Annotated in this window: 12 protein-coding genes; 3 read left to right on the top strand and 9 right to left on the bottom strand. The window is 71.2% G+C overall.

What is annotated here, in order from left to right; all coding sequences use genetic code 11:
- Positions 1–32: 32 nt before the first annotated feature.
- Complete coding sequence (locus FMEAI12_RS08965; protein ID WP_112105659.1) at positions 33–1,292, bottom strand: aromatic ring-hydroxylating dioxygenase subunit alpha; 1,260 nt, start codon at positions 1,290–1,292, stop codon at positions 33–35.
- Positions 1,293–1,535: 243 nt separating this feature from the next.
- Here FMEAI12_RS08965 and FMEAI12_RS08960 point away from each other — a divergent pair, with 243 nt between their 5' ends.
- Both FMEAI12_RS08960 and FMEAI12_RS08955 read left to right on the top strand, forming a co-directional pair.
- Positions 1,536–3,179 (top strand): aldo/keto reductase, encoded by a 1,644-nt coding sequence (locus FMEAI12_RS08960; protein WP_112105658.1) that lies wholly within the window; start codon positions 1,536–1,538, stop codon positions 3,177–3,179.
- A gap of 289 nt (positions 3,180–3,468) precedes the next feature.
- Positions 3,469–3,825, top strand: a complete 357-nt coding sequence (locus FMEAI12_RS08955; protein ID WP_112105657.1) for a group 1 truncated hemoglobin — start codon at positions 3,469–3,471, stop codon at positions 3,823–3,825.
- A 132-nt stretch (positions 3,826–3,957) separates the two neighbouring features.
- On the opposite strand, the gene FMEAI12_RS08950 is transcribed toward FMEAI12_RS08955, so the two are convergent.
- On the bottom strand, positions 3,958–4,545 hold the full coding sequence (locus FMEAI12_RS08950) for a TetR/AcrR family transcriptional regulator (protein WP_112105656.1): 588 nt from the start codon (positions 4,543–4,545) through the stop codon (positions 3,958–3,960).
- 594 nt (positions 4,546–5,139) lie between these two features.
- Here FMEAI12_RS08950 and FMEAI12_RS08940 point away from each other — a divergent pair.
- Complete coding sequence (locus FMEAI12_RS08940) at positions 5,140–6,384, top strand: hypothetical protein (RefSeq protein WP_112105654.1); 1,245 nt, start codon at positions 5,140–5,142, stop codon at positions 6,382–6,384.
- A 102-nt stretch (positions 6,385–6,486) separates the two neighbouring features.
- On the opposite strand, the gene FMEAI12_RS08935 is transcribed toward FMEAI12_RS08940, so the two are convergent.
- The 7 genes from FMEAI12_RS08935 to FMEAI12_RS08910 form a co-directional block, all read right to left on the bottom strand.
- Complete coding sequence (locus FMEAI12_RS08935; protein ID WP_112105653.1) at positions 6,487–8,226, bottom strand: glycosyltransferase; 1,740 nt, start codon at positions 8,224–8,226, stop codon at positions 6,487–6,489.
- A 93-nt stretch (positions 8,227–8,319) separates the two neighbouring features.
- Positions 8,320–8,487, bottom strand: a complete 168-nt coding sequence (locus FMEAI12_RS36560) for a hypothetical protein (protein ID WP_157904353.1) — start codon at positions 8,485–8,487, stop codon at positions 8,320–8,322.
- Positions 8,484–9,122: a PadR family transcriptional regulator gene (locus FMEAI12_RS08930; protein ID WP_112105652.1), complete on the bottom strand. Its 639-nt coding sequence runs from the start codon at positions 9,120–9,122 to the stop codon at positions 8,484–8,486. Before FMEAI12_RS08930 ends, FMEAI12_RS36560 begins: the two co-directional genes overlap by 4 nt.
- 60 nt (positions 9,123–9,182) lie before the next feature.
- Positions 9,183–10,514: an ABC transporter substrate-binding protein gene (locus FMEAI12_RS08925; protein ID WP_112105651.1), complete on the bottom strand. Its 1,332-nt coding sequence runs from the start codon at positions 10,512–10,514 to the stop codon at positions 9,183–9,185.
- A gap of 58 nt (positions 10,515–10,572) precedes the next feature.
- Complete coding sequence (locus FMEAI12_RS08920) at positions 10,573–11,799, bottom strand: ABC transporter substrate-binding protein (RefSeq protein ID WP_112105650.1); 1,227 nt, start codon at positions 11,797–11,799, stop codon at positions 10,573–10,575.
- Between the two features lie 382 nt (positions 11,800–12,181).
- Positions 12,182–13,111, bottom strand: coding sequence for a hypothetical protein (locus tag FMEAI12_RS08915; protein ID WP_112105649.1), 930 nt, complete (start codon positions 13,109–13,111; stop codon positions 12,182–12,184).
- 71 nt (positions 13,112–13,182) lie between these two features.
- A complete protein-coding gene (locus FMEAI12_RS08910) occupies positions 13,183–13,680 on the bottom strand; it encodes a hypothetical protein (protein ID WP_112105648.1) in 498 nt (165 codons plus the stop codon).
- Between the last annotated feature and the right edge of the window lie 199 nt (positions 13,681–13,879).

Genomic DNA, 13,879 nt, shown 5'->3' with positions numbered 1-13,879 from the left:
ACGGGGCAGCGCCCGGCCGCCGACGTGCGGTGCTACCCCTGGTACCCGGCGACGTAGTCGCCCGCGGTCTTGTGGAGGTGCCGGATGGCGATCTCCTGGTCGTTGAGCGGGAACCGCGAGACGGCGCGGGACTCGAGCATGGTCTGCGTGGCCTCGAGCGTGTTGCAGTCCTGCAGCGCGAACTCCTTGAAGGTGACCGCGGCAAGCTCCTGCCGGATGCGGTCCTGCGCGGTCCGGGCCGGCACGAAGTACAGCGTGCCCTCGAAGATGTGCTGGTTGTACGCCGTCGGCCAGTAGTGGTAGGTGAGGTACCAGCCCGGCGCCCACACCACGATCATGAAGTTCGGGAAGAAGACGTAGGAGTCCAGGCCCCACGCCGGATGGCCGACCGGGTTGACCCCCGACGGCAGCGGGTTCAGGCCCTCGATGTCGGGGCGGTCCCACGGCCCGAAGTTGCCGCTGCGCAGGACCCGCTCGATCGGCTTCACCATGTTGAGGTCCCTGGGCGGCGACATCCCGCCCCACGCCGACTGCATCGAGTGCGGACCGTCGATGTCGTAGTGCAGTGACTCGTAGCCGTAGCCCAGCAGCTTGCGTGACTCGTCGCCCACGTACTGCTTCGCGTGCAGGACGGGCGCGTGGTAGAACTCCGCGAACGCGTCGATGTAGAGCTTCCAGTTGCTCCCGACCTCGGCCCGGTACTTGTAGACCTCGGTCATCTCACCGAAGGGATAGCCCTCGAGTCCCTTCGCGAAGCGCCCCAGGTACTCGGCCAGCGATGTCGTGCCCTCGCTGTCGAGGTTGATGAAGATGAAGCCCTCCCACAGCTCACAGCGCACCGGTACCAGACCGAGCTGCGACCTGTCGAGGTCGAAGAACTCCGACTCCTGCTGGACGAACGTGCAGGAGCCGTCGAGCCCGTAACGCCAGGCGTGGTACTTGCAGGTGAACTGCCGTGCCGTGCCGTGCGTCTCCTCCTGGGGGAAGTCGTTCCACACCAGCTTGTTGCCGCGATGCCGGCAGACGTTGTGGAACGCGCGGACCTCGCCTTCGGCGTCGCGGACGACGATCAGCGACGCACGCGCGGCGTGGATCTCCTTCGTGAAGTAGTTGCCGGTCCTCGGGATCTGCTCGACCCGACCGACGTTGAGCCAGGTCCGCCCGAAGATCGCCTTGCGCTCCAGCTCATAGTGCTCGGGCGAGATCGAGTCCTCGAACGAGACGAACCCGGTACCGAGGTCCGGGTAGTGCTCGGTCCAGCTGCCCTCCGCGGGCTTCGGGAAGTGCGCCATCCGTCTACCTCCGAGCCGATGCACGTACGAGCCACGTGGCTACGGGCCGCCGCGAACTCCGAAACGATCCATCCGCGTGCTGCTTCTCCAGCCGCGTGAGAATGAACCCTACGAGTCCGTATGGTTTTGGTCAACAGCCGGCGGCAACGGGCGGACCAGGGCCGCGCCCGCCTCCCATGAGGGCGCCCGGACGGCACCGCCGTCGACCTTGACCAGAATCCGACGCATCCGTAGCTTTAGCGGATGGAGTCCAGGGCGGGTGGCGAGCGTTCACGGGCCGGGCGCCCGACGGCAACGGAGGCAGCCAGGCTGACCGAGCGGCTCCGGCGGGCCGCCGTCGACACGTTCCTGGAGTCGGGCTACGACGGCACCACGATGGAGGCCGTCGCGCAGGCCGCGGGAATCACCAAGAGCACCCTGTATGCCCGCTATCCCGACAAGCGAACTCTGTTCATCGCGGTGAGCTCGTGGGCGCTCACCCGCCAGGAGCGCGACGAGCGCGTCCTCGAACCGCTGCCCGACGACCTCGCCGAGAGCCTGACCGTGATCGCGCGGGCGATCCTGGCCCGCTCGGTCGACCCCGACATCGTCCGCCTGAGCCGGATGGCGATCGCCGAGTCCGCGCGCTTCCCCGAGTTCGCGGCGAGCTCGCAGGCCGTCACCTGGTCACCGCGGGTGCAACTGATCATTGATCTGCTACGCAGGCACGAGAGCGCGGGCACCGTGGTCGTCGGGGACGTCGACCTCGCCGCCGAGCAGTTCTTCGCCATGGTCGGCGCGATGCCGGCGTGGCTGGCCGCCTACGGCATCTACCGGACCCCCGAGGTCGAGGAGGAGCACCTCCACCACGCGGTGAGCCTCTTCCTCAACGGCGTCCTGGCCAGGCCGGAGACCATGCCGGACCCGCACCCGACCGAGGCTGCCAGGCCCACCGAGGCCGCCGAGGCCGCCAGGCCCGCCGGGGAGGGACCGGCCGTCCCGCGTGCGAGCTGGCCGATGGAGTACCGGCGGCTCGGCCGCAGCGGGCTGAACGTCTCGCGGCTCGCGCTGGGAGTCGCGGCTCTCGGCGCCGGGCCCGCGGGCCATGACGAGCGGGCCGCGATCGGCGTCATCCACCGCTTCCTCGACGCCGGCGGCAGCCTCCTCGACACCACCGCCGCGGGCGACATCGGCCGGGGCGGCACGGACCCGGACGGCGCCGCGGCGGAACTCTGCGGCCGTGCCGTTCGGGACAGGCGCTCGAGCGTCGTCCTGGCCTCGAGCGTCGGGCGGCCGAGCGGGCAGGGCCCCCACGACGGCGGGAACAGCCGCCGTCATATCCGGGCCGCCTGCGAGGCGACCCTCCGCCGGCTCCGGACGGACTATCTCGACCTCCTCCAACTCGACGCCGACGACCCGACGACCCCGCTGGAGGAGACGATCGACGCGCTGGACGACCTGGTGCGCGCCGGGAAGGTCCTCTACGTCGGCGTCGCCAACCTGCACGTCTACCGGGTGATGAAGGCGCTGTCGGTCAGCGACCGGCTCGGCCGGGCCCGTTTCATCTCGTTCCGCGGCCCGTACGGCCTGCTCTCGCGGGAGCTCGAACACGAGCACCTCCCGCTGCTCGCGGAGGAAGGCCTCGGCCTGATCAGCACGAGCTCACTCCGCTCCCACGGGCACGGGCACGGGCACGCCGCCGTCGCCGCCACGGAGGCCACGGCGGCGGAGCTCGGGTGCACGACCACGCAGCTGTCGCTGGCCTGGCAACTGACGAGACCCGTCACCTCGATCACGCTCGACGTCGCCTCCGCGGCCCAGCTGGACGAGCACCTCGCGGCTCTGGGCATCGAGATCCCCACCGAGATCGCGGCAGCACTGGAACAGGTCTCCCGTCCCCAGGGGTAACGGTCCGCGGCCGTACCGGCCGGCCGGTACGGCCGCGGCCGGCGCGCCGCCCGGCTGACAGCGGCGCTGACAGCGGCGCGGCGGCTTCACCTGCTGATACGCGTGGCCGTGAGGAGTCGGGCGGCCCCCGACCGCGTGCCGTCCGTCGCTCTCGCGTCGACATTCGGCTCTTTCGAACGCGTTACCTGCGCGATTTAGTGGACGTGTCGGAAATGTACCAATGCGGCCCATGGAAACGCACGTGGTCACCGACCTCGACTGGGCCCATCCTGCGAAAGCGAGACCTCTGATGAGTATCTACGACGCTATCGGTGGTGCGAGCGCCGTGCAGGCCGCGGTCGACGAGTTCTACGTCCGGGTGACGGCCGACCCCGAGCTCGCGCCCTTCTTCGCCGGCAAGGACATCCCGCACCTCAAGGCGCACCAGCAGGCGTTCATCTCCGCGGCGATCGGCGGGCCCGAGGTCTACCAGGGCGGAGCGATCGCCTCGGTGCACTCCGGCCTCCGGATCACCGATGCCAACTTCGACGCCGTGGTGGACCACCTGGTCTCGGCGCTGAGCGGCCTCGGCGTCCCGGCGGAGACCACCGGCCAGATCGGAGCGGCGCTCGCGCCCCTGCGTGCCGACATCGTCACGGCGAAGTAGCGCCCACCGGCGCCGGGCCGTCCCAACAGGGCCGTCCCATCGGATGGGGCTCGGGACCGTGCGCCGCCCGGCTGGTGAGGCCGACCAGCGCGGCCGGGCACGGCCCCGAGCGGCTCGGGCCGCGGCGCGGGCTCAGACGGCGACGAGTCTGTGCAGACCGGCGCGGACCTGCGACAGCGGCATCCCGCGCGCCGAGACCAGGTAGTCGACGGCGTTGGCCCGCAGCGCGGGGAACAGCACGTGCGCCAGGTATTCGGCGTCGGCGTCGGCGTCACCGCCGGGACGGGTGGCGGACAGCCGCCGCGCCAGCTCGCCGATCCAGAACTCGCTGAGTGGGCTGGTGTAGTAGGTCTCCAGGCTGTCATCCTCCAGGGTGCGGATGAGGGCCCGGTTGGTCCAGACGAACTCGAGCAGGGCGTCGAGGTAGGCGTTCAGGGCGTCGACGGGCTCGCCGCCGGGGCCGAGCGGCGCAGGCCCCTCCTCGATCCGCTCCCGCAGCGCGGCGGCGCGGGGGGCCAGCACCGCGTGGATCAGCGCCGCGCGGTCACCGACGCGGCTCAGCACCGTGGACCTGCCGACGCCGGCGGCCTCGGCGATGTTCTCCATCGAGACCGCCTCGACCCCGCCCCGCTCGAACAGGATGGCGGCCGCCGCCACGATCGCCGCCCGGCCGCAGGCGGTGTCCGATCTTTCCGGAGCCACTGCTCTTTCGAGAGCCACGGCGCTCCTCCCCTTACGGAGGCGGACTGACGGTCCGTATCGTAACAGCATTCCGGACCGACGGTCCGTTTCTGCTGGTCGACAACACCCGCGGGCACCCGGCCTCCTGACCGGCGGGCACAGCAACGGCGAGATCGGACCGTGCGGGGGCGGCGGTTCGGCGGGGCGCGCTCGCCGGTGCGCGGCCCCGAGAGCGGCTGGCACGTGGCATCGACATCAGCATCGGCACGCACCGCGGCAGCTGTCGGCCGTCAATCCTCCCGTTCATCCGCCATGAAAATGCGGACACTTACGGAAGATAGGTCAGACGATGCGCCGTACAACTCGATTACTCGTCACATCCGTCGCTTGCTGTGCGGCCATTCTTCTCGGGGTCTGCGACGGCGACGGCGACGGCGGCTCCGCCCCGGCCGCCCGGCTCCGCCCTCACTCTTCGTGGCTGCCGGTGCCCATCCGGCGCGGTGGGTGGCGCCGCTCGGTGGTGGCCCTGCGCCACCGTGTAGAAATGCGCGGTCTGCCGGGAGAGTCCCGGTGTGCGCGTCCTGTGCCCCGCGAGCGGTCGCACGGGCGGCCGAGGGTCGGGAACCGGGGGCCATGCCGGACTCATCCGCTTTCGATGTGCTGATCGGGCTGGCGCTGCTCTTCGCCGTGTTCAGCCTCGCCGTGTCCCGGATCAACGAGGCTGTGCTCGCCCTGTTCCGCTACCGGGGACGCCAGCTCGAGGCCGAGCTGCGGCGGCTGCTCGGCGCCCGGCCAGCCGGCGCCCCCGACGGCGACCCTGAGGACGGCCCCGACGGCGGCAACCCGCCGGACGTCGCCGCCGAACTGCTGGACGGCCCGCTGCGCACCACCCGTGCCACCGGCCGCAACGCCACCCCGCCGGCCATGGCGGACCACCCGCCCGTCTCCGGGGCCCTGGCCGCGGTGCGCCGGGCACGCAGCCTGCGGCTGCCGTCGTACGTGCCGTCGACCGCCTTCGCCCAGGCGCTCCTCGACCGGGTCGACCCGCCCGCCCGGGCCATGCTGTCCCAGCTCCGCCCGGAGACCCTGCCCGACCACGTCACCGACGAGGCCCGGGCCGCCTACCGGCGCGCCTACGACGAAGCCCGACACGCCCTCGACGAGCGGACCGCCCAGGCGCTGTACGCCGCGATGCCCGCGGACCACCCGGCCGGGCGGGTGATGGCGGCCGCGCTCGTCGCCGCCACCGGCTCCGGCGCGGTCGGGACCATCGAGGACGGGCTCGCCTCGCTCCCCCCCTCGCCGGCGAAGGACGCCCTGATCGCGGCGACCGTCCAGGCCGCCGGGGACCGCGAGAAGATCGTCACCGAGCTGGCCCGCTGGTACGACGATGCCATGGACCGCCTCTCCGGCTGGTACCGGCGGCGTATCGCCATCTTCCTGCTCTGCTACGCGATCCTGCTGGCCGTCCCGTTCAACCTCGACGCGATCGGGCTGGCCCGGGCGTTCTGGCAGGACGGGACGGTACGCCAGGCCGCGGTGGCGGCCGCCCAGGTCGAGGTGACCTCCGGCGGCGCGGCGGCACCCGACCAGCCCGAGCCCGACCAGCCCACGGCCGGCGAGGCGGCGGAGCAGGCGGTCCAGGCCGTGCGGGACGCCTCCGGACTCGCCGTCCCGATCGGCTGGGTGCACAACTCGGAGGAGCGGGACGACCCGCGGGAGGTCCCCGACTCCGTCGGCGGCTGGCTGCTGAAGATCGCCGGCCTCGCGATCGGCTGCTTCGCGCTCACCGCCGGCGCCCCGTTCTGGTTCGACCTGCTCGGACGGCTGGTCAACATGCGCGCCACCGGGCCCAAGCCCCGGGCCACCAACGGCTGACACGGGCCGGAGCCGGCGAGAGGGGCGGCCCCCGGCCGGTTCACCGCCGGCGATCAGCTGACCGCCGGCTTCGGCACCGCCAGCATTCTCGGGTAAGCCCGGTCAGCCCTCCAGGAGGGTGACGACGGCGAAGCTCAGCACCAGTCCGAGGATGACGGCCCGGATCGGCAGCTGGGCCCGCTCCACCCGGTCCTGGCGTTCCGAGAGCGCCGACAGCGGCCCGGCCACCATCGACAGCAGCACCCCGGCCCACACCAGCGCGGACAGGTCGGCCACGTCCGGGCTGACGCCGACGACGAGAATGGTGACCACCAGACTGGCGGCGAAAAGCACCTGGGGCAGCAGCAGGAGCGACATCCGCGGCAGCGCGGTCTTCGCGGTCGCGCCGGAGTCGGGTCGGCCGGAGAGCACGACCCGCACGAACGACAGCGCGTACAGCGGAGCGTTGAACAGGGTGCTGGCCACCGTCCGCTGGGCTCCGCGCGGCCCGGTGTAGGCGACGATGAACAGCAGCGAGCCGACCAGGTACGGCAGGGCGTGCAGCACGTAGGCGGTCAGCGACACCCCGGCCGCGATCTGGACCCCGGCCAGGACGCTCAGCGGCGGCCCCAGCAGGAACATCATCTGCGCGCACGCCACCAGGTAGCCGATCCCGGTGTGCAGGTAGTGCGCCCGCTGCCAGCCGGTCAGGCCGGGCTTGCGCAGCGGGTTGTCGAACAGCAGCAGGCGCAGGCCGTCCATCGCCCACCGGCTGCGCTGCTTGGCGTACTCCGCCGCGGTGGCCGGCGCGATCCCGACGGACACCGGGCCGTGGTGGTAGACGCTCTGCCAGCCGGCGGCGTGCAGCTGGTAGGAGGTGTGCAGGTCCTCGACGATGTTCCACTCGCTGAAGCCGCCGACGGACTCGACCGCCGTCCGCCGGTACAGGGTGCCGTTCCCGCAGGACGACGCGGCGCTGTCGCGGTCCTTCGCCGGCTGCACCGCCTTGTACAGCATCGGTTCGGCGTTGTTGAGCACGTCGTGGCGGCCGACGTCGAAGCGCTGCTCGGTGCAGACGAACCCGACCTTCGGGTCCCGCAGGTAGCCGAGGACGAGCTCGCCGAGATCGGGCACCGCGATGTGATCGGCGTCCAGCGTCATGATCGCGTCGCCGTCGGTGCGGGCCAGGCCGTGGTTGAGGTTCGCGGCCTTGCCACGCGGCCCGTCGGTGCGGGTGAAGCAGGTGATCCCGAGCCGGGCGGCGAGGGCGTCGATGTCGCGCCAGTTGGGCCGGCCGGCGATCCGCCCGTCGTTGAGGACGTAGGTGCGGTGCGGGTAGTCGATCGCCAGCGCCGCGCGCAGCGTCGCCTCGACCATCTCGACCGGCTCTCCGCAGACGGTGACGAAGACGTCGAGGGTGCCGGCCGGCGCCGGGGCGCGCCGGACGTAGCCGGTGCGCATCCGGCCGGTCATCACCGCCGTCCACACGATCGTGAGGTAGCTGACGATCTCGGCCGCGTAGAACAGGTGGCCGGCCACGCCGGTGCCGTCCAGCGTCCCGGCGCGCCACACCGCGTACACCGCGCCGATCAGCGTGATCGCGACCCCGACGACCCGTCCGGCGACGGCCCTCCACCACGCGACGGGCACCCTGACCCAGGTGTCGACGCCGTCCAGCGGCGGGATCCCGGCCGGGGAGGCGTCGCGGGTGTCGCCGGCCACGGCCTGCGCCGGGATCGCCGGGACGGCCGGGGCCGCGACCGCGGACGGCTCACGCGGAGCCAGGCTGGGCGGTGCTGACGGTGGCGCGAACTCGGGTGAAGCCGGGCCGGCCACGTCGGCGGGCGCTGCCTGGTACGCCATACAAGTCCCTTCTCTATCCCCCCGCCATGCATCCTGTCAGCTGGTCATTTCGGGCTAGTTCGCTGGGGGGCGGCAGCCGCCGGACTCCGCCACCTATGTGGTCTCGCCGGGCCCCACCGCGGTGCCAACCGCGTCCGCCGGCCCGCGCGCTGCCAGCCCTTCGCGCCGCCGGCAGTGCGGTGGGCGTGGGGGTGCGGCGGAGGCGCGAGGGACGCGGCGGGCCGCCGACTCCCGGACGGCGCCGTCCAGTGTGATCGTCATCGGCGGGCCTCCGTGACGGCACCCGGGCGCTCACCGCCGGACGCACCACCGGCAGACGCACCACCGGGCGCAGCGGCGTCGGTGCGGGTGCGCGTCACGGCGGCCCGCGCCAGGCGGGACTCGACGTGGTCGAGCCAGCGGATCTCGGCCTCGGCGGCGAAGACCAGACTGTCCAGCACGAGCAGCCAGGCGACGTCCCCGGTCTCGTCGGCCTGCCGGCGCAGCCGGGTGTGCTCCTGCATCGCCCGCAGCGTCTCGGTGCGCTGCCGCAGCACCAGCCCGCCGACATCGACACCGGGCACCGTGACGGCGAGCGCCAGCTTGATGGCGAGCTCGTCCCGGCCGACCGTGCGGCGGCTGACCGGGGTCGTCCACCAGCGCCGCGCGGCCGCGTGGCCCGACGCGCTGAGCCGGTAGACGATGCCCCGGCCCTCCCCACCGGCGGGCGCCTGCGGGCCGGGGTCCTCAGCACCCTCGACGAGCCCGTCGCGCTCGAGGCGGCGCAACGTCGTATAGACCTGCCCGATGTTCAGCGGCCAGGTCGACCCGGTTCTGGACTCGAACTCCGCTCGCAGCTGGTAGCCGTACATCGGGCGCTCGGCCAGCAGCGCGAGCAACCCGTTCCTGATCGACATCCCGACCCCGCACACCGCCCGTCACGGCGGCGGCCGGGACCGCCGCCGTGACCCGTCACCTCAGCCGAAGCTCGTCGGCTTCGGCTCGGACCAGGTGGTGTCCTTCGGCGGCCAGCAGACGAACGGCTTGTCCTTCGTTCCACCGACGATCTCGAACTTCCCGCCCCGTACGCGGACGAGCGCCCGGCAGTCGAGCTTGTAGCCGTTGGTGACCGGGTCGGCCTTGGAACGCTGGCCGTGCTGGCGCGACCAGTCCACCGGAACGGTCAGGCCATCCGCGGTGTAGTCGGTCAGGTGGTTGGTGGCGTCGATCACGGACGCCTGGGTGAACGCCGGCCCCGCCTTGAGGATGCCCTGGTAGGCGAGGTCCGCGTTGATCCATCCGTACATCGCCATCTCGTCGGGCCGGCCGCCCACCTTGCCGATCCACTTCTTGAACGTGGCCATGGCGGTGTCCGCGGGATCGGCCTCGAACGGCCGGAACCCGACGCTGACGTAGTCACCCTCGAAAAGCGCGCCGGCCTCCTCGACGAACTTCTGGTTGTAGGTGTTCAGGTGGTACATCGGGACGTCGCCCATGCCCTGCCGCTCGAGTTCCTGGGCCAGGGTCTTCATGCCGTTCAGATCGAGACAGGTGATGACCAGCTGCGCGTCCGCGCGCTTCATCGCGGCCACCTCCGGACCGACCCCGTTACTCAGGCCGAACGCCAGGGTGTCGTTCTTGTAGACGATCTCCTGGTCGGTGGCCGCACCGTACCGCTCGATCGTGTCGGTGATCTGGGTGACGCACTGCTTCGAGTTGTCGGACACGCCGTACCCGAGCGCCGCGATCCGCTTGGTGCCGGCCAGTTCTGCGACGTAGGTGAAAGTGCGGTCCATGCAGTCCAGGCAGGGCGGGGCCGCGTTACCGAAGATGCTCTTCCGGCCGATCATCTGCGCCGGGTGGATGTCCCATCCATACAACGGGATCCCCGCGTCCGCGAAGTTCTGCCATCCGCTGGCGAGCTGCGGGGCGCTGAAGGTCGCGAAGGTGTCCTTCGCCGACACGATCTCGATCGCCTTCTGCTGGTTCTGCCCGAGCGCGTCATCGAGCTCCCGGGCGACGACGAGCTTGCGGCCGTGGACGCCGCCCTCGCTGTTCCGGTAGTCGAAATACGCCTTGATCCCCTGGGAGAAGCAGTCCAGCAGGCAGGTGCCCAGCGGGTTGTTGGTTCGCGTCCCCAGGACGGAGAACCGGATCTCGGCGTTCGTGACACCCGGTACCGCGCCGCCACCGGCGGACGAGGCGGGGGCGGCGGTGTTCGGGTCGGAGGAGTTCGAGCAGGCGGCGACCAGAGCGCCGACGGCAAGCAGGATGGCCAGGCAGCGCAGGCGGCGGCCATGACGTTTCATGGTCGGGCGGTTTCCTTCGTTCGGAGTACACGGATCGCACGCGGGCGGCACCGGCTCGTCAGTCGGCGAGCCGATGTCCGCAGTAGTTCGGGCTGACGATCTCGATGGCGGAGCCTTCGGGGTTCACCTCGACGAACGAGTAGCACTCGGCGGGCTTGCCGAAGTCACGTTCGAGGTCGATGTCGCCGATGAGGCCACCGGCGTTGTAGCCCTTCACCGCCCGGAGGCCGTCGATGTAGCCCTGCCGGGTCGGGCAGTCCCCCGCCTCCTCCAGGCCCCGGATGAACATGTCGGCGATGATGTAGCCGACCAGTGCCAGCGTCTGGTCGGTGTCCTGCAGCTGCGGGGCGTGGGTGGCCATCGCGGCGCGGTAGGAGTCGAGCGCGGGCGACTTCGTCTCCAGCGGTATGTAGGCGGCGAACGTCGTCAGACCCGCCAGCTGCGAGCCGTAGGTCTCCAACAGCTCGGCGTTCGGCGCGGGGCTGCTACTGAGGATGACCTTGAGCGGGACGCCCTGGCGCCGCGCGGCCGCGACGACCTGGGCCAGGCCCTCCGTGCTCAGCGTGCCGGCCAGCGTGTCGATGCCCTCCTCGGCCATCTGCCGCGCGAGCTGGTCCGCCTGGGCCGTGACGGGGTTGTTGTCGGTGCTGACCGAGGTCGTCGCGATCCCCACCGACCGGAAACTGGAGGTGAACTGTTCGGCGATGTGCGTCGACACCGTCGCGTCGAGCGGGTTGTACAGGATCATCGCCTTGGTCCCGCCGCGCTCATGGACGAACTTGCCGAACGTGTCGACCGAGCCCTTCGCCGTGAAACTGTAGTTGAAGGAGAACATGTTCCGGTACTTCGCCCACGCGTCCTCCACGGCGATCCCGAGCACCGGAATCCCGCGCTCCGCGAGATAGGCGGCGCTGCCCGAGGCCACCGTGCTCGTCTCGAGCATGCCGAAGATGTTTTCCCGCTCGATCAGTGTGCGGGCCATCGTGAGATTCACCGACACCTTGGCCGTGTCGTCTCGCCAGTCATAGACGATCTGGCGCCCGTGCACACCGCCGGCCGCGTTCACCGCTCCGAGTCGGGCGTCGATTCCGGCCCGGGCGGCACTGAACGTCACCGCGCCGAGCCCGGTGTCCGGAAACAACAGCCCCAGCTTGACCTCGTCCGCGGTGACACCCTCGGTGGTACAGGACGTCGCGCTCTGCGCCGCGCCGCCCTGACAGCCGGTCAGAGCGGCGGCGCATAACAGCACGGCGGACAACCACGACAGTGAACGAGTTGTCGCCATGCAAGCCTCCCGGGGATCGAGCCGATTCTTGCAGCCACCGTATCCCGGACGTCCAACATGGGTAACGACCTGCTCACAACTATGAATCGGCGCGCCTATACCACCTCGCGAATGATCACTCCGGCGTGCATGGACACTATGCTCCGATGGACGCGAACAATATGACCGAAACAGCGGTCGCGATTCAACAGATACCCGCTGACCTGGGTTGATGCTCTGTCATGAGAACCTCCGCCGCAGCCCGCCCCGGGACCCGGGGCGGGCCACACCGACGGCGCCCCGTGGCGCACCGTCGGGTGGCCACGCGCCACGCCACGCCACGCCACCGATAGCCGATCCATTGCGCACTCGTTGACCTGACCGGGCCTGGCGTCACCGCCTCTCAGGGGCGGAGCAGCGACCGGACCTGCTCCCGCGGGAAGAACTCCTGGTTCTCACCCCAGCCCTGCTGGCCGTCCCAGCGCCAGTCGGTCAACGTCCAGAACGCCAGCCTGCCGGGCCAGCCGAACCAGCGCAGGGCGGTCACCACCTCGCCCTCGGCGTGCAGCGACCGCCCGCGGTCGTCCTCGGCGTCGAGCACGACCCTCGTCGGTGCGCCGCGACGCCGTTCCAGCACCCGCCGCTCACCGCGGACGAGCTCGCCCAGCTCACCGTTGCGGACGAGATAACCGTTCATCACCAGATCCACGCCGGGCTCGTCGTCGGCGATGGAGATCGCGTGCCAGTGCGAGTCCGGTGCGGCGATGGCCCAGAGGTAGTCCCCGGATCGCGACGCGCCCGGGCGGTGCGGGCCCCATGTACGGTCGCGCAGCGAGTAGCAGTCGATCTCGATCCGCTCGCCGTCCAGCACCAGCCACCCGGTGGCGCGCCCGGGCTGGTCGAAGTGCCGGGCCCCGGTCATCGTCTCCAGATCGCTGTAGCGGATCTCGTGCGGCGCCATCAGCGCCGTCCACTCGAGGTCGAGCTCCAGGCCGAGCTCGGCGTAGGACAGCCGGTAGCTCCGTAACGGCTCGACCACCTCCTGGCGGAGGCTGTTCGGCAGCCGGAAGTCACGGAAGTCGAGCGGGCCGGTGGCCGGCTGGGTCCAGCGCCAGTCGTAGAAGCGGCAGTCGTAGGTCTCCTCGCCACTGGCATCCCACAGCGCGGGCCCGCCACCGGAGACGTCGGTCCGGACGTCGTGAAAGTAGTAGACGAAGCCGTTCATGCCCCGCTCGGGGATGGCGAAGCCGAACCAGGCGCTTTCCTTCCAGTAGGGGTCCTCACCCGCGGGGTGGAAGATCTCGTCGGCGGTGGCGTCGATCGGCCTGGTCACAGCCTCTGCCCTTCGTCTGGGACGCGGCACGGGACGGCCGCGGCCCCGGTGACGATAGGGGGTGCGGGTTCTCAGACGACGTCGAGCACGGCCCGGCGGCGCCGGGTCCGGCCGGCGGCGAAGCTCTCGAGCAGACCCGCGACCTCACCCCAGCCACCGCGCCAGCCCGGCCGTGGGCACAGCCGCCCGGCGGCGACCAGCTCGACGACCGTGGCCAGGTCGCCGCCGACCGGCCAGCTGCCCCAGAACCCGCGGACACGTCGGCGCAGCGGGCTCGCGAAGGCCGCCGGCGGGAAGACCATCCGCTCCCCGGAGATCGCGCCGACCGCGAGGGCGGTGCCGCCCTCCGCCAGCAGGTCGACCGCCCGGGTCATCGTCGACCCGCCCGCCGCGTCGAACCCCCAGACTCCGCCGTCGCCGAGCATCGCCGCGGCATAGCCCGTGTCGCGGTCGACCAGCGAGATCGCCGCCGTTCTGATCAGCACCTGGTCGGGCCCGGGTACCGGATCGGGCACCTCCCCAAGCCGCAGCCCGCTGGCCGCTGACCCGTCCGTCACAAGTGCCCGCATTTCTCCACTCTCCGCCCTCATTCCGATGCCCACGGTGATGGAGATTGAGATGCCTCCAGCCCATAGGCAGGACCAAATTTCCATCACGGCATCGACGACGAAACCGGTCGGTTCAGATTGAGAGGCGTGTCGCGTCCGGCGTGAGGCAGGTCTCGGCACGACGGAGCGGGGTCGGGCTGACCGCTCACCGGGTGGTGCG

Origin of the sequence: Parafrankia sp. Ea1.12 (assembly GCF_900465275.1) — a bacterium.
In the GTDB taxonomy this organism is placed as follows: Bacteria; Actinomycetota; Actinomycetes; order Frankiales; family Frankiaceae; genus Parafrankia; species Parafrankia soli.
The sequence above is the reverse complement of the archived record's forward strand: the minus strand, read 5'-3'. Positions and strand labels throughout refer to the sequence as shown.